18 protein-coding genes are annotated in these 19,032 nt (G+C 49.6%); 7 read left to right on the plus strand and 11 right to left on the minus strand.

From position 1 onward, the window contains the following. Positions 1-120: 120 nt before the first annotated feature. Positions 121-1,290, plus strand: a complete 1,170-nt coding sequence (locus tag NBZ79_RS00360; RefSeq protein ID WP_251934453.1) for a branched-chain amino acid ABC transporter permease — start codon at positions 121-123, stop codon at positions 1,288-1,290. On the opposite strand, the gene holA is transcribed toward NBZ79_RS00360, so the two are convergent. From holA to NBZ79_RS00380, 4 genes are all read right to left on the minus strand, one after another. Further along, on the minus strand, positions 1,291-2,310 hold the full coding sequence (holA, locus tag NBZ79_RS00365; RefSeq protein ID WP_251934454.1) for a DNA polymerase III subunit delta: 1,020 nt from the start codon (positions 2,308-2,310) through the stop codon (positions 1,291-1,293). Positions 2,311-2,314: 4 nt separating this feature from the next. Then, a complete protein-coding gene (gene lptE / locus NBZ79_RS00370) occupies positions 2,315-2,815 on the minus strand; it encodes an LPS assembly lipoprotein LptE (protein ID WP_251934459.1) in 501 nt (166 codons plus the stop codon). Beyond that, positions 2,802-5,366, minus strand: a complete 2,565-nt coding sequence (gene leuS / locus NBZ79_RS00375; RefSeq protein ID WP_251934460.1) for a leucine--tRNA ligase — start codon at positions 5,364-5,366, stop codon at positions 2,802-2,804. The genes lptE and leuS overlap by 14 nt, the downstream gene beginning before the upstream one ends. A gap of 62 nt (positions 5,367-5,428) precedes the next feature. Beyond that, a complete protein-coding gene (locus NBZ79_RS00380; protein ID WP_251934462.1) occupies positions 5,429-5,977 on the minus strand; it encodes a DUF3576 domain-containing protein in 549 nt (182 codons plus the stop codon). A 364-nt stretch (positions 5,978-6,341) separates the two neighbouring features. Between NBZ79_RS00380 and NBZ79_RS00385 the strand changes: the two genes are divergently transcribed. From NBZ79_RS00385 to NBZ79_RS00405, 5 genes are all read left to right on the plus strand, one after another. Next, the gene (locus tag NBZ79_RS00385; RefSeq protein ID WP_251934464.1) at positions 6,342-7,502 is read left to right on the plus strand and encodes a porin; all 1,161 of its coding nucleotides are present in this window, start codon (positions 6,342-6,344) and stop codon (positions 7,500-7,502) included. Between the two features lie 111 nt (positions 7,503-7,613). Beyond that, positions 7,614-8,465, plus strand: a complete 852-nt coding sequence (locus tag NBZ79_RS00390; protein ID WP_251934466.1) for a sulfotransferase domain-containing protein — start codon at positions 7,614-7,616, stop codon at positions 8,463-8,465. Positions 8,466-8,495: 30 nt separating this feature from the next. Continuing rightward, positions 8,496-9,326, plus strand: coding sequence for a sulfotransferase domain-containing protein (locus NBZ79_RS00395; protein ID WP_251934467.1), 831 nt, complete (start codon positions 8,496-8,498; stop codon positions 9,324-9,326). 30 nt (positions 9,327-9,356) lie between these two features. Further along, positions 9,357-10,208, plus strand: coding sequence for a sulfotransferase domain-containing protein (locus tag NBZ79_RS00400; protein WP_251934468.1), 852 nt, complete (start codon positions 9,357-9,359; stop codon positions 10,206-10,208). Positions 10,209-10,380: 172 nt separating this feature from the next. After that, positions 10,381-11,073 carry a YggS family pyridoxal phosphate-dependent enzyme gene (locus NBZ79_RS00405; protein ID WP_251934469.1) on the plus strand — a complete coding sequence of 231 codons (693 nt, stop codon included), beginning with the start codon at positions 10,381-10,383 and terminating at the stop codon, positions 11,071-11,073. Here the strand turns inward: NBZ79_RS00405 and NBZ79_RS00410 are convergent. The 3 genes from NBZ79_RS00410 to ribA all read right to left on the minus strand — a co-directional run bounded on the left by NBZ79_RS00410 (position 11,070) and on the right by ribA (position 13,680). Next, positions 11,070-11,573, minus strand: a complete 504-nt coding sequence (locus NBZ79_RS00410) for a L,D-transpeptidase family protein (protein ID WP_251934470.1) — start codon at positions 11,571-11,573, stop codon at positions 11,070-11,072. The two genes, NBZ79_RS00405 and NBZ79_RS00410, sit on opposite strands and share 4 nt — an antisense overlap. 51 nt (positions 11,574-11,624) lie before the next feature. Then, the gene (locus NBZ79_RS00415) at positions 11,625-12,440 is read right to left on the minus strand and encodes a hypothetical protein (RefSeq protein WP_251934471.1); all 816 of its coding nucleotides are present in this window, start codon (positions 12,438-12,440) and stop codon (positions 11,625-11,627) included. 118 nt (positions 12,441-12,558) lie between these two features. After that, entirely contained in the window at positions 12,559-13,680 is a 1,122-nt protein-coding gene (gene ribA / locus NBZ79_RS00420; protein WP_251934472.1) for a GTP cyclohydrolase II, read from the minus strand. Positions 13,681-14,028: 348 nt separating this feature from the next. Between ribA and NBZ79_RS00425 the strand changes: the two genes are divergently transcribed. Beyond that, positions 14,029-14,718 (plus strand): response regulator transcription factor, encoded by a 690-nt coding sequence (locus NBZ79_RS00425; protein ID WP_251934473.1) that lies wholly within the window; start codon positions 14,029-14,031, stop codon positions 14,716-14,718. A gap of 8 nt (positions 14,719-14,726) precedes the next feature. On the opposite strand, the gene NBZ79_RS00430 is transcribed toward NBZ79_RS00425, so the two are convergent. From NBZ79_RS00430 to trpB, 4 genes are read right to left on the minus strand one after another with little or no spacing between them, the layout of a single operon-like run. Next, positions 14,727-16,028, minus strand: coding sequence for a bifunctional folylpolyglutamate synthase/dihydrofolate synthase (locus tag NBZ79_RS00430; protein ID WP_251934474.1), 1,302 nt, complete (start codon positions 16,026-16,028; stop codon positions 14,727-14,729). Between the two features lie 12 nt (positions 16,029-16,040). Beyond that, on the minus strand, positions 16,041-16,991 hold the full coding sequence (gene accD / locus NBZ79_RS00435; RefSeq protein WP_251934476.1) for an acetyl-CoA carboxylase, carboxyltransferase subunit beta: 951 nt from the start codon (positions 16,989-16,991) through the stop codon (positions 16,041-16,043). 3 nt (positions 16,992-16,994) lie between these two features. Continuing rightward, entirely contained in the window at positions 16,995-17,822 is an 828-nt protein-coding gene (gene trpA / locus NBZ79_RS00440; RefSeq protein ID WP_251934478.1) for a tryptophan synthase subunit alpha, read from the minus strand. Continuing rightward, positions 17,819-19,030 carry a tryptophan synthase subunit beta gene (gene trpB / locus NBZ79_RS00445; protein ID WP_251934480.1) on the minus strand — a complete coding sequence of 404 codons (1,212 nt, stop codon included), beginning with the start codon at positions 19,028-19,030 and terminating at the stop codon, positions 17,819-17,821. Before trpB ends, trpA begins: the two co-directional genes overlap by 4 nt. Positions 19,031-19,032 lie beyond the last annotated feature (2 nt).

The following is a 19,032-nucleotide window of genomic DNA, read 5'->3' on the forward strand; positions in this document are numbered from 1 at the left end:
TGCAGCGAAACCACTGTCTTCTTCGAAGGGATGCGGTATGATCGCCCCATGATCAATTATAATAAAAACACATATCAATGACCCTTTGTATCAATGCCCCAGCTGACTAGGTTTCTCTGTTTGACAGGTCTGGCAATCGCCGCCTTGTGGCTGCCCGACCTGTTTCCCAATCCGGCGTCGATTTTGACGCTCAATCAGATGGGAATCGCCATTATTCTGGCTATTTCCTATAATTTACTGTTGGGAAAGGCCGGATTGCTGTCGCTTGGCCAGGCGGTCTATTTCGGCTTCGGCGGCTTTTTTACGGTTCATGTCATTCATATGGTCTCCAACGGGGAAAGCTGGATTTCAGCGCCTGTCATTCCGGTGTTTGGCGGGATCGCCGGATTGGCCATGGCGCTTGTCTTTGGCAGTTTTACGACTAAGCGCGGAGGCCTGATTTTCGCCATGTTGAGCTTCGCCATGGCCGAGCTGATTCTGGCCTCATCCACTGTTTTCGGGCGCTTTTATGGGGGATCCGTCGACCGGACCGACATTCCGACCTTTGCCGGCGTCAATTTCCAAACGGATGCGGATGTGTTCTATGTGGTCTGGTTCTGGGTGTTGGTGGTTATTGTTATGGCTGCCTGGTTTAACGGGAGTCCGCTCGGGCGTCTGGCGACGGCGGTCGGGCAAAATTCGGACCGGGTCGAATATCTGGGATATAGCCGTTATAAATTGCGGTATCTGACCTTCTGCCTTTCAGGGTTTCTGGCCGGGATTGGCGGCGGGCTTTTTGCGCTGGCCTATGAGTTTGTCACGGTGGAGATTATCAGTTTGCAGCAATCCTGGCTGATCCTGCAAATGGTCTTTATCGGCGGTGTTGGTTATTTTTGGGGTCCGCCGCTTGGCGCCGTATTACTGACATTACTCTTCTCCGGTCTCAGCGGGCTGACGGATATCTGGAACCTTTATACGGGCATCGTATTTATTGCCATTGTCTTGTTTGCGCCCAGGGGCTTGACGGGGCTTGTTGCGGACATAATGCTTAAAATCCGGCAGGATGAAGGTAGGGGCGCGCTGCGATCCTACTTTCTGTGTTTTACGGGCCTGGTTGTGGCGATGGTTGGTTTTGTCGGTTTGTGTGAAATGGTCTATTTCCTGAAAAATCCGCTGGTATCTCCTGATAATCTCTCGCTTTTTGGGTTTTCCGTTGATCCACAGGGCGTCGTTGCCTGGGCCGGTTTCGCGCTCTTGCTGTCGGCGGGCCTATGGCTTGCGCGACGATCCGGCAGCAATCTGGCGGAATAGTTAGCGGCGGCGGCTGGCCATGGCGATCCGCATCAGGGCGCGCCGACAGAGTGTCTCGTCAGGATAGCCAGTGGTTTTGCAATCGATTTCCGCATTCAATGTGATATCGAGGCAAGTGGCCATATGGGCACCGGTTTTGCCGCTGAGCTGAACTTGTGCTTTCTTTTGGTTGAAAAACGGAATGCCGGCCTTTTTCATGGCCTCTCCCGATTTCTGCCCTGCATCGATCAAAGCCGCGGCCTTATGGAGTTGTTTTAATTGTCCCTGGATAAGCCTTAAAAAGGCGATGGGGCTTTCTCCGGCGGAAAAAGCCTTGTTCATCCGTCTTTCCAGGGCTTGTAAATTACCGCTCAAAGTCGCATCGATGATGTCAAAGACCGTTTGAGAGGAAGAATCGCCAATATTCACCTGCACATCTTCCAGGGTCACCGGGCGTTTTTCATTCCCCATATACAGCACCAGCTTATCCAGCTCCTGCCGTGAAATCGAACGGTCGCTTCCAAGATTTTGACAAAGATAGTCTTCAACATCCCGAGACGCCGACAAACCGGCAGCGCCAAGGATCTCCTTGATCAGGCCGGTAACATCTTGTGCTTTGTCATGAAAGCAGGGCGTCACGGCGCCATGGGGAGCTGACTTCACTTTCTTGACCAGGGCGCTGTCTTTGCGAATATCCCCCGCTTCGATGACGAAGGTTGTCGTATCCAGATCAAGATCCAGGGCTGGCTCAATCAGGTTTTTGCTGTTGCCGGTCGCGCCCCGCAAGCGAACAACGCGGTCCCCCCCCATCATTGAAATGGCGGTCAGTTCATCCATAAGTTTCGCCGGATCACTGCTTAGATCGCTGGCGCTGAGTTCGCCATAACAGAAGGGATCATTGAGGCTGTCGACTATGGATAAACACAAGGCCTTGCCGAGTTCGCGAACCAGTCCTTCATCGGGTCCGTAAATCAGAAAAACCTTGATCGATTTGTCGGGTGACTTCAAAAAGGGCCGGAATCGGTTTGCGGGCAGCTCCACAGCATTATCGTCCGGCGAAATAGACGGATAACTGCTGGTGAATCTGCTCGGCGGCAACCAGGGCCGCCCGCTTTTCCGCGTTTATTTCAGCGGCCAGATTGGCAAAATCAGAGGCAACAACGTTATAAGACGCGATCGTTTGGGTTGAGCCATTATATATTTTGGAATCGTCCGAAGTATTGATCAGATTGAAATAGGTGTTCAGTGTCAGGTTAAAGCGGGTTTTGGTATCGTCTGACTGAATAGCCAATCCGGTCTTGGCTTCGGTTAAGCCTATGGTAAGCCTGTATTTTGGCGCTGACGGCAAGCCCTTTGGTGTAGTTAGATCAAGCAGTTCATTGCGCAATATTTGACCGGTCCGCCCTTTGATGGGAGGAATATAGATATCGGCAAGCTTGGTCTGGACATCGGCATTCTGCGTCGCGCTGCCATAAAGCGGCTGGAAACCACAGGCTGCCAGGCCCAGGAAGAGCAAGCAAACCAGACTGATCCTAAATGACGACATTGACGATCCTGTTCGGCACAACAATAATCTTTCGAATGGTGTTTTCACCGATTGCATTCTGAACCGATTTCTGCGCCAAAGCAATTTCTTCAACACGATCGCTCTGTTCATTTAAGGCAACTTCAATGGTCCCCCTCAATTTGCCCTTAACCTGCACTGCCATGGTGACGGTATCTTCAATCGTCAGAGCCTTGACCGCCTGCGGCCAAGAGGTCTCTGCCAAAATGGTTTGATGTCCCAGCAACTGCCATAGCTCCTCCGCAAGATGGGGCATCATTGGACCCACCAGATTGACGATGGTTTCCAGAGCCTCCCGCAAGGTCCAGCGGGATCCATCCGACGGATCGGAAACATCAAATTCATTGAGCGCCTTCATAAATTCATAAATGCGGGCGATCGCATTATTGAAATGGAGGTTTTCCAGGTTCTCGGTTACCTGCATGATTGTTTTATGGGCTGTTTTACGGAGCGCCAGAGCGGCTTCAGGAATTTCCTCTGGCTCCTGCATTCCCGGTGCGCAAGCGAACTCGGTGTTTTCGATGATATAGCGGTGCAGGCGTTGTTTAAACCGCCATGCACCCGTTGCGCCGGCATCTGTCCATTCCATGTCTCGATCTGGGGGGCTGTCAGATAACACATACCACCGCGCAGCATCGGCGCCAAATTTATCGATAATGGCACCCGGGTCGACGACATTTTTCTTTGACTTCGACATTTTTTCGATGCCGCCAATTGTGACGGCCCCGCCGCCTTCAATTTCAACAAGGTCGCCGTTGTCATTATGCGCGACTTCTTCAGGCAGCAACCATTCCCCGGACGCATTGCGGTAGGTTTCATGGGTAACCATGCCTTGGGTAAACAATCCGGCAAAGGGTTCTTCCACATGCGACCAACCGGTGATCATCATCGCCCGGGTATAGAACCGTGCGTAAAGCAAATGTAGAATGGCATGTTCAATGCCACCGATATACTGGTCGACCGGAAGCCAGTAATCCACCTTATCCCGCTCTACCGGGACGTCGGCACGCGGGGAGCAGAATCGGGCAAAATACCAGGAGGAATCGACGAAAGTATCCATGGTATCTGTCTCACGGACAGCGTTTTTCCCACAGGAGGGGCAAGCCGTATGTTTCCAGCTTGGATGATGATCCAGGGGATTGCCCGGTTTGTCGAAAGTAACGTCTTCGGGAAGAACAACCGGTAAATTTTCCTCTTTTTCGGGAACAGTTCCGCACGCATCGCAATGAATGACCGGAATGGGACATCCCCAATAGCGCTGACGTGACAACCCCCAGTCGCGCAGCCGGTAATTCACCTTGGCCGAACCTTTTCCGATTTTTTCGAGCCGTTCGATGATTTTGGTTTTTGCAGCCTCAACGTCTAATCCATTCAGAAAATCCGAATTGATGATTTTACCGGGTCCGGTATAAGGCGCGTCCCCCAGTTCCGTTACGTCACTGCCATCAGATGAGACGACGGGAAGAATATCCAGGCCATATTTCTTGGCGAAGTCCCAGTCGCGCTGGTCATGGGCAGGGCACCCGAACAGGGCGCCGGTTCCGTAATCCATCAAAACGAAATTGGCGACATAAACAGGAAGTTTCTTTCCCTCAATGAAAGGGTGCGCCGCAGTGAAACCCGTATCGACACCTTTTTTTTCTGCTTTTTCAATCGCTTCTTCGCTGGTACCCATTTGGTGGCACTCGGCGACAAAGGCAGCAACCTCCGGGTTTGAAATTGCCAGCTTTTGCGTAAAGGGATGATCCGCGGAGACGGCCATAAAGCTTGCCCCGAACAATGTATCGGGGCGGGTCGTATAAATTTCCAGCGAATCCGCTTCGCCGATAACGTCAAAAGAGACATGGGCGCCGGTCGATTTACCGATCCAGTTTTGCTGCATCAACCTGACCCGGTCGGGCCAGCGGTCCATCTTCTCAAGATTGTCCAGCAAATCTTCGCTATAGTCAGAAATACGGAACATCCATTGGTTCAATTTGCGTTTTTCCACCGTGGCGCCAGAGCGCCAGCCCTTGCCATCTATGACCTGCTCATTGGCGAGAACGGTCATGTCGATAGGATCCCAATTGACCCAGCTTTCCTTGCGATACACCAGTTTTTCTTTGAGGAAATCCAGGAAAAGCTTCTGTTGATGTCCATAATAGCCCGGATGGCAGCTCGCAATTTCCTTGCTCCAATCAAGGGAGAGCCCCATGCTTTTCAGTTCATCCCGCATATTGGCGATGTTGGCATAGGTCCATTCGGCAGGATGTACTCCTTTGTCGCGGGCAGCATTTTCCGCGGGCAGGCCAAAGGCGTCCCATCCCATCGGGTGCAAAACATTAAAGCCTTGTGCCTTTTTATAACGGGCAACCACATCGCCCATTGTGTAATTTCGGACATGCCCGATATGGATCCGGCCGGAGGGATAGGGAAACATTTCCAGGACATAATATTTTGGCCGGGAACTATCGGCTTCAACTTCAAAGCATTTCTTGTCAGCCCAGACGGCCTGCCATTTGGCTTCTACTTCTTTTGCGTTATAGCGGGACATGGATGACTACCTGTACGGCCCCATTCGGGACGGTCTAATATGAATAAAGTGAAAAAGGGAGATTACTCGCCTTCTCGCGCGACACGAAGTTCACGTGCCCGACTAAGTATCGCATTTTCAATATCTGTCGTTACTTTCGGTGTCAAGTTCACGGAAACCCACTGATTTGTCGTATCTTGATTTTGTTTAAAGGCCGTTACCCGCAGGCCATCTGCCCGCAGGCGACGGTCAAGAATATAAACTGTCAGCTTAAAGCGCTCACCCGGGCTTTCCGGCGGCGAGTACCAATCGGTTATGATCACGCCGCCAAACGGGTCCGCAGAAGAGAGCGGAATAAAGGCCAGCGTATCCAGAGATGCCCGCCATAAATAGGCATTTACGCCAAGCCCGCCACCGCCTGCGCCCCCTTCACCAAGTGATTTATCATCTTCGCCGAAAATACCGCCCTTACCAAAGATCGTATCATCGGGCGCATTACCATCTTGATAGACGACGCCGCGACTACTTTCAGGAAACGCAGAATCGGTTCCCAGGTTGGCATCACAGCCCATGAGAAACACGCTCAGAGCGAATCCCGAAAATACATAAAAAAAGGAACGACATCTTGTCATTGATATACCTCTGGAAACTTACACAATCCTGTTACGTAGCCCTAAGAATTGGGCGTAATCAAGGAAGGCACTTTACTCCAGCTTCAAAGCCTCCACAACAGGTGAAAATACAAAATTACATCTGCAGCGCTGGTTACTTGAGATCTCGATTACCTGAGTAATGACCGGCATTTCAACTTAAGACAATGAGCCAGTTGTGACTTTTTGAGCACAGTCGGTGTTTTTTGAGAAAAACTGGGGCGCCTACCGCTTGACCAAAGGGCGGTTAACCTTCTTTACTCGCTCTTGGCTAAGGGGTCTTGGTATCCCGCGTCTGTTATTAAACTTAGTTCTCTAGCTTATTTTTAAGCAGAGGGGAGACAAAATGAAAAAAGCAATCTTGGGTACTACAGCACTTGTCGCTGTTAGTGCGCTTGCTGTCGGAAACGCTTCCGCAGCAGATAAAATCAAACTCGGTGTTGGCGGCTACATGCAGTCTACATATTACTATGCTGATTATGATCAAGATAAAGGTTCTGCTCCAACTTCAGAAAACCTTGAGCGTATCTCTGATCGTGTAACGCAAGAAGGTGAAGTATTCTTCACTGGTTCAACTACTTTGGACAATGGCCTGAAAATTGGCGCAAACATCCAGTTGGAAGCATATGCTGCCTCAGCTGACCAGATCGACGAAACTTATATCTTCATTCAAGGTTCTTTCGGTCGTGTGTTGTTCGGTTCTGAAGATGGCGCTGCTTACCTTATGCATTATGACGCTCCGTCACCAGTGCCTATGTACTCAGCTGATTCACCAAACATCTATCCTATCGGTGTAACAAACTCCACACGTGGAACAATGTTCTCCGATAAAGACAAGATCTCTTACTTTACACCACGCTTTGCTGGCTTCCAGCTCGGTGGTTCTTATGTTCCTGATGGATCATCTGAAACTGGTCAGCATTCTGTTTATGCTCCGACACAGCTTGAAGGCGGTCTTGATCGTGGTTACTCACTCGCAGTCAACTATGTGAATAAATTCGGTGGTGTTGATCTTGCTCTTTCTGCTGGTTATAACAGCGCGGAAATCGGCAAAACTCAGACATACACTGGTGCGTTTGCATTCGACCCAGCGACAGGTGGAAGCACGAAAACAAGTACAACTGCTTACACAACATCTAGTGCTGCTGAAGATCAGTCAGAATATACTCTGGGTGCACAGGTTGGTTTCGCTGGTTTCACCGTTGGTGGTGGCTATCGTAAACAGCTTGACATCGGTGGTGTTAAAGATGCTGACAAGAAAACATACTCAGCTGGTGTTAAATACGGCATGGGCCCATGGGCAGTTGGCGTACAATATTCTAACTCCGAAGTTGACGTAACATCTGGTCCAAAACCAGAGTTGGAAAACTGGGTTATTGGCGGACAATACACACTTGGACCAGGCATCACAGCCTTTGGTGGTGTTGAATTGTATGACAATACATCAGGTAGCGGAATTGAAGGCGATTCTCAAATCTACTTCATCGGTACAGCACTCTCCTTCTAATTTGAAGGAAAGCTGAATTTGAGGAGGGCAAGAAATTGCCCTCCTTTTTTATTGCACAGCTCTCTTGTATAAATTAGATTGCCGGAAAATCAATTTAGCGGAAAAGAATACATGGGCGGCATAATCTGGTTGGCATCCTACCCTAAGTCCGGGAACACCTGGACGCGAACGTTTATTCATAATCTTTTGACCAATCCGGATAAGCCAGCAAATATAAACGAGCTTGATACGTTCACGATGGGCGACGCCAGTGCGCCTTCCTATGAAAAAGTCGCAGGAAAACCTCTTTCGGAAATATCCGGTAAAGAATTGTCAACACTGACGCCAAAGGTGCACCGAGCCTATGCTATGAGTCGCCCCGATTCAGTGTTTGTAAAAACCCATAGCTCATTTGGGTCTGTTTATGGAACACCCTTGATAACCATGGAATACACCGCCGGTGCAATTTATATTATCCGCAACCCCCTAGATGTCGTTATCTCTCTTTCCGACCATTTTGGGTTGGACTTGGAAGGCGGAATTGATCTTTTGAATAACCCAAAAGGTATTGCCGGCGCCCCAGCGGATAAAATGGGTGCACGAGGTGGACAGATTGAACAAATATTAGGCTCTTGGTCAGGACATGTAACATCCTGGCTACCGTTTAGCCGACAGCATTTTCATTTAATGCGATATGAAGATATGTTAGATAAGCCTGAAGAAACCTTTCGAAATATGGGGCGGTTTTTGGGCCTAAATCCACCGGAAGAGCGGTTGAACAAGGCGATAGAATTTTCGTCTTTTAAAACGGTCAAAAAGCAGGAAGAAGAAAAGGGTTTTTTTGAGCAATCACCTAAAACAGATAGCTTTTTTCGAGTTGGCAAGGCAGGTCAATGGAAAGATGTTCTGTCAGACAAGCAGGTAGACAGAATAGTCGACTGTCATCGTGAGACTATGAAACAATTCGACTATTTGCCGAAATAGAAGCGACTTCGCAGATTTGGGAATAAAAAAATGGGCGGCATTGTTTGGTTGGCTTCTTATCCAAAATCCGGAAACACCTGGATCAGAACCTTTCTACATAACCTCCATTTCGACCCGGCGAAACCGTTTGATATTAACATGATTTCAAGCCTGACCTATGGTGACGGCGGCAAAACCTGGTATGAAAAAGCCAGCGGGAAACCCTTCGATGAATTAACCCCTCAGCAAGTTGCCAGGCTTACACCAACGGTTCACATGGCCTTTGCCAATATGAGACCGGGGCCGGTGTTCGTAAAAACACACAGCGCTGTTGGCTCCCTCCATAATGTTCCTCTTATTACGATGGAATGTACAATCGGCGCAGTCTATATTGTCAGAAACCCCCTGGACATAGCCGTTTCCATGGCAAGCCATTATGATATGGATCTGGATGAGAGCATTGATATGTTGAATAATCCCCGGGCGACAGCTCGGGGCAGTGAGGGCAAAGTAGCTCAGATATACGGATCCTGGACAAGCCATGTGGGATCCTGGCAAGAACAACGAGGCGCGAAAATGCTGACATTAAGGTATGAGGATTTATTGACGAAGCCCCGAAAGACCTTTAGTGCCTTGACCCATTTCCTCCAGTTAAAACATTCTCGAAAACAGCTTGAAAAAGCGATTAAATTCTCTTCGTTTGATAATTTAAAAAAGCAGGAACTGGAAAAGGGGTTTAAGGAAAGACCCAATGATAAAGACCTGTTTTTTCGCGTTGGAAAAGCGGGCCAATGGAAAGAGTTATTATCTGACGATCAAAAAAATCGAGTTATCGATTGCCACCAACATATGATGAAGGAGTTTGGCTATCTTCCTAAATAGCATTGCCGCCTTATTTTCGGAGCACACTCAATGGGCGGGATAATCTGGCTGGCATCCTATCCCAAGTCCGGTAATACCTGGGTTCGGACGTTTTTACACAATTTGCTGACCAACGCCGAACGGCCAGCAGATTTGAATGAGTTGTCCAAATTCACTATCGGAGATGGCAATAAAGGCTGGTATGAAACGGTTTCTCGAAAGCCATTTGATAGCTTAAGCCCTGAGGAGGTCGCAGCGCTTATCCCAAAAGTTCAAGAAGCATATGCCCGGTCTCGACCTGACTCCGTTTTTGTAAAAACACATAATTTTCTTGGCAAGATACTTGATGTCCCGTTGATCACTCCGGGTTTTACGGCTGGCGCCGTATATATTGTTAGAAATCCATTGGATGTTGTCATTTCACTTTCGGATCATTATGGATTGCCTCTTGATGACGGTATTGGAATGCTGAATGATCCGGACGCCTATAGCGCGGAAACTGATCGAAAAGTTCAGGATTACCTGGGATCTTGGTCCGACCATGTGAAAAGTTGGGAGACCATGGAGAAATCCATGTGTCATACCATGCGATATGAAGACATGCTTTTCAAACCCGAGAAGACGTTCGGTGGGTTGGCAAAATTTCTTGGTTTAAATCCACCTAAGCAACGATTGCGACGCGCGATCAAGTTTTCCTCTTTCGGGGCATTGCAAAAGCAAGAAAAAGAAAAAGGATTTAATGAACGGTCCGATAAAACAGAAAAGTTTTTTCGGGTTGGTAAGGCCGGACAATGGAAAACAGCCCTTAACCCAGAGCAGATTGACAGAATTACGACAGCTCATTCGCATATGATGGAGAAGTATGGGTATATGCCGAAAGCTCGTAAAACAGACAAATTGTAGAAAATGGACGGTTAAATCATCCTTTTTGCAATAAACCGGTTCGATAGAAACATGTAGCCGCAGAACTTGATCATATTTTACATCACTCTGGTGTTATGTTGAAATTCGGGAATTGAGCCTTAAGTCCGTCGGTGCTAGTCTGCCGATCCATTAACCGCTTTCCGGAAAGAACATGTCTCAGGAAAACCAACCTTTAAAAAATGATGTTTCTCTCAACCTTGCTGACGTACAGACAAGGATTATCACGGTTGCCCAAAAATGGGGCCGGAAGGTAGAAGATATCGATCTTATTGCGGTTAGCAAAAGGCAACCTGTTGAACTAGTCCGCGCTGCTTTACAGTCAGGTCACCGAATTTTTGGTGAAAACCGTGTGCAAGAAGCTGAAGGAAAATGGCCGCAACTGAAATCGGAATTTAACAGCGTAAAGATACATTTGATTGGGCCCCTGCAAACCAACAAGGCAAAAGAAGCTATTGCCTTGTTTGATTGTATTCAAACAGTCGACCGAATGAAGCTTGCGAAGATACTTGCCAAGGAAATGCGCGCGCTTGATAAGCATTTACCCGTTTATATACAAGTGAATACGGGCAAGGAGCCGCAGAAAGCGGGGGTTATTCCGGAAGACGCGGATGCGTTTATCAAAACCTGCATCACAGAGCTCAATCTCAATGTGATTGGTTTGATGTGTATTCCCCCTGTTTCCGAGCAACCTGCACCTCATTTTGCGCTGTTGGCAAAAATCGCAGCGCGCCATGGTTTGTCAAAATTAAGCATGGGTATGAGTGCGGATTATGAAACAGGAATTCAATTCGGGGCGACCTCCGTGCGGGTCGGTACAGCCATTTTCGGGATGCGCACAGGTTAATCTGCGGGGGCAATCTCGATCCAGCATTCTGGGTCAAGTTCGGCCAGTAATTCAACCAAATCAGTTTTTTTGAGCGCTACGCAGCCTTCCGTTGGTCCATATTGGTCCTGCGCCACATGTATGAAGATACAGCTTCCGGCCCCGGGGACGGCGGGGCTATCATTGTGACCCAAGACAATAACCAGATCATAGAGGTCGTCGTCTCGCCAGAGCTTTTCATGACTATGTTCAAAAGGCAGCCTGACATACCGGTTATAATGTTCATGGTCCGGCGCATCGCACCAGCCGTCGACTGTTGAGATTTTCTGTTGTGGGAGCAGGGATTGAATATTTGAAATCTTGTCGGCGCGATAAAATAACCACCGCAAGAGATATCGCCCAACGGGCGTGGCGTGATCACCTTCACGTTTTTCTTCGGTAACCCCGGCCTTTCCCAGGGCACAATCAAATTCAAGAGGCCCGTAAACAAGCTTACCTTGTGAGCCTTTGACCAAACGCACATGAATATCCATGAGAGGACAATAATCTACCTGTATTCTGATGTCATCTTCTTAGCGAGATATGTCCGTTTGTGGATAGTTTTCTGAATTGGTGAGCGGTTCAGCTGTCGCTGCTATAGAGGTGGTTACGGCGGGTTGTACCAAGGCGGCCTTTTCATAAGCAGCTGTTGCTTTTTGCGCCGCGACAGCAGGCTCCTTCGCAAGCTGAAAACTTCTGAATACGGTATTTAGCTGAGCTTGCGTCAAATCCTGTGTATGAACGGCCCGCGCCTGTTCGAGATTTTGCGCAAAATCCGGTTTCTTGCCCTTCCATTGCAAGCCAATGGGGGTGGCCGCTGGAAGTTCAGATGCCTCTTCTTCTTTTGGGACAGCCGGCTGAGTTTTCGGAATAACCGGAAGCGGCCCGGCTGGCAGTACAGGCGGTGTTGATGCAGCTGGCGGTGTTTGCACCTTTGCCTCCTCCGGCGTAACCGCAAGTATGGTTTCAGGTGTATCTTCTGCGCCTGGTGTGAAAATATTGAAAAAATGGGCCCCAATATCTTTACCCGTGCTGTCTTCAATTGCTGCATTGACGAAAGAAACGGCAAGGCCGATACCGCCGCCAAAAATAGATCCGCCAATCAACCGAGAACCAGGGTTTATCTGATCGCCCGTAATCTCCCGGTAGATGGATGATACTCCCGGTATATGCTGAAGCGGGTTTATGATGTCGAGAAAGTCGTCAAAGCCAAAACCGTCCTCACCGAATGCATTAGGCTCATCGACGGCTGCGGTTGATGCGGCCGGAACATATTGCGCTACGGGCGAGTTTGGAAGCGCTCGGTCCAAATAGGCGTAGGGGTCGCTGGTTGTGGGGTTAATCGACATTCATCTCTCCTTACTTCATAAAAAGCAAGGAATGTGCCAACAAACCTCCCGGAAAACTGCGGTTATACGGCATCAAAAATTATCTTGCGGCAAAAATTGCCGCCTTTAAAACAAAAGGCTACAAATAATGCCCGCTGCGCTTTCTCTTAGTTGCAAGATAAAGCTCGTTATGAGTATTGGATGGGAATTTATGGGTTACCCGTTCGACCACCTCAATTCCATGCCGCTCTAACCCGTCAACTTTTTCCGGGTTGTTGGTCATTAAACGGACCTTTTTAAACCCGAGCTGCAGGAACATTTCGGCGGCTGGCTGGAACACCCGCTCATCCGCGTCAAACCCCAGCCGTTCGTTGGCGTCGATAGTATCAAATCCCTGGCTTTGTAACTTGTAAGCCCGTAATTTATTGATAAGGCCGATCCCGCGTCCTTCTTGCGCCAGATATAACAAGACCCCGCCGCCCGCGTCACTGATTGCCTTGAGAGCACCGCGAAGCTGTTCCCCGCAATCGCATTTGAGTGACCCGATTAAATCACCGGTAAAGCATTCGGAATGCAGCCGGGCGAGAACCGGCTCGTGACGATTGGGGTCGCCGACGAGAATGGCCAAATGCTCAATACCGCCATCTTCAGGGCGAAAAGCATGGAAAACCGTATTTTCAGCTGATTGCAGGGGAACATGGGCCGCGGCAACTGATTTTAGGTGCACTGCTGCGGTGGCTTCAAAAGCGGAAATATCCGCAAGGGTAACCGTGGAATAATCCGCGCTCTTGGCAAGCTCAATAGCAACGTTGGCAGCCAGGTCCGTCGACAGGACAGAGGGAAGCAAGCGGGCGAGTTTTGCCAGCTTGATCGCGGCTGGTATAGCCTCGGGAAGGTCTCCTTTCAGGCGCGTAAACGGTCCCCGGAAAGGTTGATCCAGATCATGTGTTGCATCTGCGAGTGCGCGCATAAGCGGTGCATCCATCCAGGCCTCAATTTTCAGCCTTACGGCGGGATCGCCCGTGGGTTTGATATGAAGGACGTTTGCACGATGTGCAGTCAAGGCCAATACAGGGGGTGTCCCGCCCAGATTTTCGAGCTCTTTCAACTCCCCTGCAAAAGCCATCTCGGTCGCCAGAACAACTGACGCCTCACTGCCAGCGATAATGACCACGGGTAATCCGCGGCGGAGATCGGCAATAGCGCGGTCAACATTGCGTAGTTTTTTTAATTCTTTTTTTTGCGCGTCAGTTCTGCTCATGGCGTCCCGGATTCCAGCGGTAAGGATATAAATTGACCCAAAGAGTATTAGCAGGCGAGGAGGGCGGGCGGCAAATGTTAATCTAGTTTCAGCGTCAAATGAGCATTTAAATTCAAAATCATGCCGGTCGCTCCCAGTTTACCGAAACCAATGCTTCATTTTTGGTAGGAGTTCCGGCAAGATGCGTCTGACAACCCTGTGATTTGGAAGTAAAGGCAGATCACTTCTATGTGAAAATGCGGTTGTTGTGCGTTGTGTAGACCTTGAATACAAGGACAGGGAACCAATTTCTATGGTAGTCAAGGCCGCATTCGGCGCCGCAATAGAAATTTAGATGGGGATATAGTAATGACAACCGGCAAAAAAATTCTCCTGGTTGACGATGATAACAGCCTTCGCGAGACTCTGGCAGAGCAGCTGGACCTACATGAAGAATTTATCACGATGCAAGCCGACAAAGCATCTGCCGCACTTGAGAAAATAAAGACAAATCATTTTGACTTGATTTTACTTGATGTCGGGTTGCCGGATATGGACGGACGTGAGGCCTGTAAATTGATCCGTAAATCCGGAATAAAAGCGCCGATTATCATGCTAACGGCGCAGGACACTGATAGCGACCAAATCCTGGGTTTGGAATCCGGTGCCAATGATTATGTCTCAAAACCGTTTCGTATCGGGGTCTTGCTTGCCCGCATTCGCGCTCAGCTGCGTCAACATGAGCAAAGCGAAGATGCTGTTTTTACAATCGGTCCTTACAGTTTTCGGCCAGCAAACAAGCTTATGGTACATAAGGAGACCGAGCAGAAGGTCCGGCTGACAGAAAAGGAAACCTCGATTTTGAAGTATTTGTACCGGGCCGGACGAAAAGTGGTTTCGCGGGATATATTGCTTAACGAGGTCTGGGGATATAATGCTGGTGTGACAACACATACACTGGAAACGCATATCTATCGACTGCGTCAAAAAATTGAAGACGAACCCTCATCGGCCTCTATTCTGATTACGGAAACGGGTGGATATAGATTAGCCCCCTGATTTGTGCCTCATTCGTTTTCTTTGAGTATCTGACCGGCAAGATAAAGACTGCCGGTAATCAGCAGCCGGCACGGACCGGCGTCGAGCTCAGGCTGTAAATATAGGAGGCTGTCCTCAAGAGAATCCTTCGCTGTCATGGAAATACCACCTGATTGGGCCATAGCGGCGAGGTCTGAGGCTGGGGTCGTTGCGGACTCACCCTCGATGGCGATACAACACCCCTTGCTGACGGTTTCGCGTAATCGGGAAAAGAAGGTTGTCTGATCCTTCGTGTTTAACATGCCGGCGATCAAGTAGGACGGTTTCGGGTCTGTCACATTCCATTTTGCAAAGGTGTTTGCCATCTGCACTGCAGCGGCAGGATTATGGCCGCCATCGAGCCAGATTTCTACATGTGGTGGTAAATCGTTGACCAGAGGCCCTTTGAACAATCTTTGCAGGCGGCCGGGCCAGCGGACATTGATCAATCCTTTGTCAATATCCCTATCACTGACCCTAAATCCAGATAATTGCTCCAGACAAGCGACGGCTGTGGCTGCATTTGCGACTTGATGTGTGCCCTGCAAGGACGGAAAGGTAAATTTACGCTTGCCAAGCTGGGAAGAAAAGCACCAGCCATCCTCCACTTCAGAGAAAAACCAGTCCGAACCATATATATAAGGCTTCGCACCAACGGTTGTGGCGCGGGCTGTCAAAACATCTGAAACAAGACGTTCTTGCGGGCCAAAGACGGCCGCAACATTTGATTTTAGAATTCCGGCTTTTTCACCGGCGATACCGGCAATGTCCGTACCGAGATATTGTGCATGATCCTGTGAAATCGGCGTAATCGCTGTAAGCGCTGGCTTCTCGATGACATTTGTTGCGTCAAGGCGCCCGCCAAGCCCTGTTTCCAGCAGGAGGATATCGGCGGGTGAGTCCGCAAATGCCTTCAGGGCGGCAGCTGTAGTTACTTCAAAATAGGTAATAGGCGACGATCCGTTGGCACGTTCACAAAATGAAAGGAGTTCAGCCAGCGCGTCCTCGTCAATAAGCGACCCTGCAAGGCGGATCCGTTCATTAAACCGCACCAGATGTGGGGACACATATACATGAACCCTATAGCCGGCAGCTTCCAGCATTGCACGGAGATATGCCAGCAGGGAACCCTTCCCATTGGTACCAGCTACATGAATAACCGGCGGAAGCCGTTGTTCGGGATGATCAAGTTTTTCCAGGATCTGCCACATGCGATCCAGCGACAGATCAATGATTTTCGGATGCAATGCCATAAGCCGCGTCAGAATATGATCGGTGGTTTCCTGGGTCATCGGTAACCCGGACTATTCTGCAGCTTTCAGGTCTTTCGGCGGGTCTTCCTCTGTGATCTCAGCGGCGACTTCCAGCTCAACCGGCTTCTCTTCATCGACGGCGTTTGGGTCTTTCACCCTATTTCCGGTCAAGTCAATAAGCCGCGCCAAAGTTACTCGCAGATCCAGCCGGTGGACAACCATATCAAGCATGCCGTGATCCAGAAGGAATTCTGCCCGCTGGAAGCCTTCAGGCAATGTTTCGCGAATTGTTTCTTCGATCACGCGCGGTCCGGCAAAGCAGATAAGGGCACCGGGCTCCGAAATCTGGATATCACCCAACATGGCATAAGAAGCGGTTACCCCGCCGGTTGTAGGGTCTGTGAGAACGACGATAAAGGGAAGGTTGGATTCTTTTAGGCGCTGAATGGCGACCGTTGTTCGCGGCATCTGCATAAGCGATAGAATTCCTTCTTGCATGCGGGCGCCACCTGCAGCAGAGAAAAGGATCAAAGGGGCTTTTTGCAAAATGGCCAATTTGGAAGCTGCGACAATGGCTTCACCAACCGCAAGCCCGAGAGAGCCGCCCATAAAGTCAAAATTCTGGACAGCGACAACTGCCGGGTTTCCCGTAATTTGGCCATGGGCAACGATCATGGCGTCACGATCACCGGTTTTGCTACGGGCGTCCTTAAGCCGCTCCGTATATTTTTTGGAATCCCGGAACTTGAGAGGATCTGCTGGAACTTCCGGCAATTCTATTACGTCATATTTGGCGTCATCAAAAAGGGCCTTGAACCGTTCCGTCGGTCCAACACGCATGTGATGCTCACAATGGTTACAGACATTCTGGTTTGTTTCCAGGTCGTTGTGAAACAGCATTTGTCCGCAACCCGGGCATTTTATCCATAGATTGTCAGGCGTATCCTGCTTCGCTGTCAATTGGCGGAATTTCGGAAGAACCTTGTTCGTCAGCCAGTTCATATGTCAGTCCTGCTCGTTCTTTTTTACGCCATGGATACCTTTTGAGATTTTCCTGGCAAGATCTAGAACCCGTTCTACAGCATCTTGGTCATCGCTGCCAAGCGCTACCTGCTCAACCAGAGCGGTGCCGACAACAGCGCCATCGGCAATTTTTGCAATTTCCGCGGCTTGTTCGCCGGTTCGCAAACCAAATCCTACGGCAATCGGTAGATCGGTTGTTTTGCGGATCCTGTTGACTGCCAAGGCAACATCACTTGCCTTCGGTGCAGCTGCTCCCGTAGTGCCAGCGATGGAAACATAGTACAAGAACCCTGAAGAATTGGCGAGCACTGTCGGCAGACGTTTGTCATCCGTCGTGGGTGTCGCCAAACGGATAAAGTTTAACCCTGCTTTAAGAGCGGGAAGGCAAAGCTCTTCATCTTCTTCCGACGGTAGATCTACTACAATCAGACCATCTATCCCGGCGGCCTGCGCATCGGTCAGGAAACTTTCCACACCATAGGCGTAAATCGGATTATAATATCCCATAAGGACTACTGGCGTGGCATCATCCGTTTTTCGAAACTCTGAAACCAGACGCAAGGTAGATTTCAGTGTCATGCCGCCGGCCAATGACCGTAAGCCAGCCTGCTGAATTGCCGGTCCATCCGCCATGGGGTCAGTGAAAGGCAATCCTATTTCAATGATATCTGCGCCGGCTTCCGGAAGTCCTTTGACAATCGCCAAGGATGCCTCAAAATTTGGGTCTCCTGCCATGATATAGGTTACAAATGCTGCTCGGCCTTCCGCTTTCAAAGCGGTAAATCGGCGATCAATTCGGGTTTCGCTCACAGTTCAACTCCCAATGCATCTGCCACCGTAAAAATGTCCTTGTCACCTCGGCCGGAAAGATTGACCACAATTAAATGATCCTTTGGCAATCCAGGTGCCAGTTTCTCCAGATATGCTAGCGCGTGAGCCGATTCCAATGCCGGAATAATGCCCTCCAATTTACAACAGAGCTGGAAAGCTTCTAATGCTTCGCTATCGGTAGCGTTAACATACTCAACACGGCCAACGTCATTGAGCCAGGAATGTTCCGGCCCAATGCCTGGATAATCCAGCCCGGCTGAGATTGAATGCGCTTCAATAATCTGGCCATCATCATCCTGCAGGAGATAGGTGCGATTACCGTGAAGAACACCAGGCCTGCCGCCTTTCAATGATGCTGCATGTTTGTCTGTTTCTATTCCATGGCCCGCGGCTTCGACGCCAATGATTTTAATGCCTTCATCATCCAAAAACGGATGGAATAAACCCATGGCATTTGATCCTCCGCCGATACAGGCGAGAAGAGTATCTGGCAAGCGGCCTTCCTGCGCCAGCATTTGACGCCGTGTTTCTTCACCGATTACGGTTTGAAAATCACGGACGAGCTGTGGGTAAGGATGTGGTCCGGCGACCGTTCCGATTATATAGAAGGTATCATCCACATTGGTTACCCAGTCCCGCAACGCCTCGTTCATGGCATCTTTCAGTGTGCGGGAGCCTGAAGAAACAGGCACGACTTCCGCACCCAGTAACTTCATCCGGAATACATTGGGCTTTTGCCTCTCAATATCAGTTTCGCCCATGTAAATCGAGCATTTAAGTCCAAATCGTGCGGCGACGGTCGCAGTCGCGACACCATGTTGTCCGGCTCCGGTTTCGGCAATTATGCGTTTTTTGCCCATCCGCAATGCAAGAAGGATTTGCCCCATGCAATTGTTGATTTTGTGGGCGCCGGTGTGATTGAGGTCTTCACGTTTGAGGTAGATCTTCGCGCCGCCATAATGCTCGGTCAGGCGTTCCGCAAGATACAGGGGTGATTCCCGGCCCACATAATGTTTCAGCAGGCCGCTGAGTTGTTGGGCGAATTCCTTGTCCTTTTTGGACTCCTCATAAGCCGTATCCAATTCCAGTATAAGCGGCATCAAGGTTTCGGCAACAAACTGTCCGCCAAAAATACCGAAATGCCCGGTTTCGTCGGGCCCGGCCCGATATGTATTCAGTTGTGACATCG

Origin of the sequence: Sneathiella marina (assembly GCF_023746535.1) — a bacterium.
GTDB classification, from domain to species: Bacteria; Pseudomonadota; Alphaproteobacteria; order Sneathiellales; family Sneathiellaceae; genus Sneathiella; species Sneathiella marina.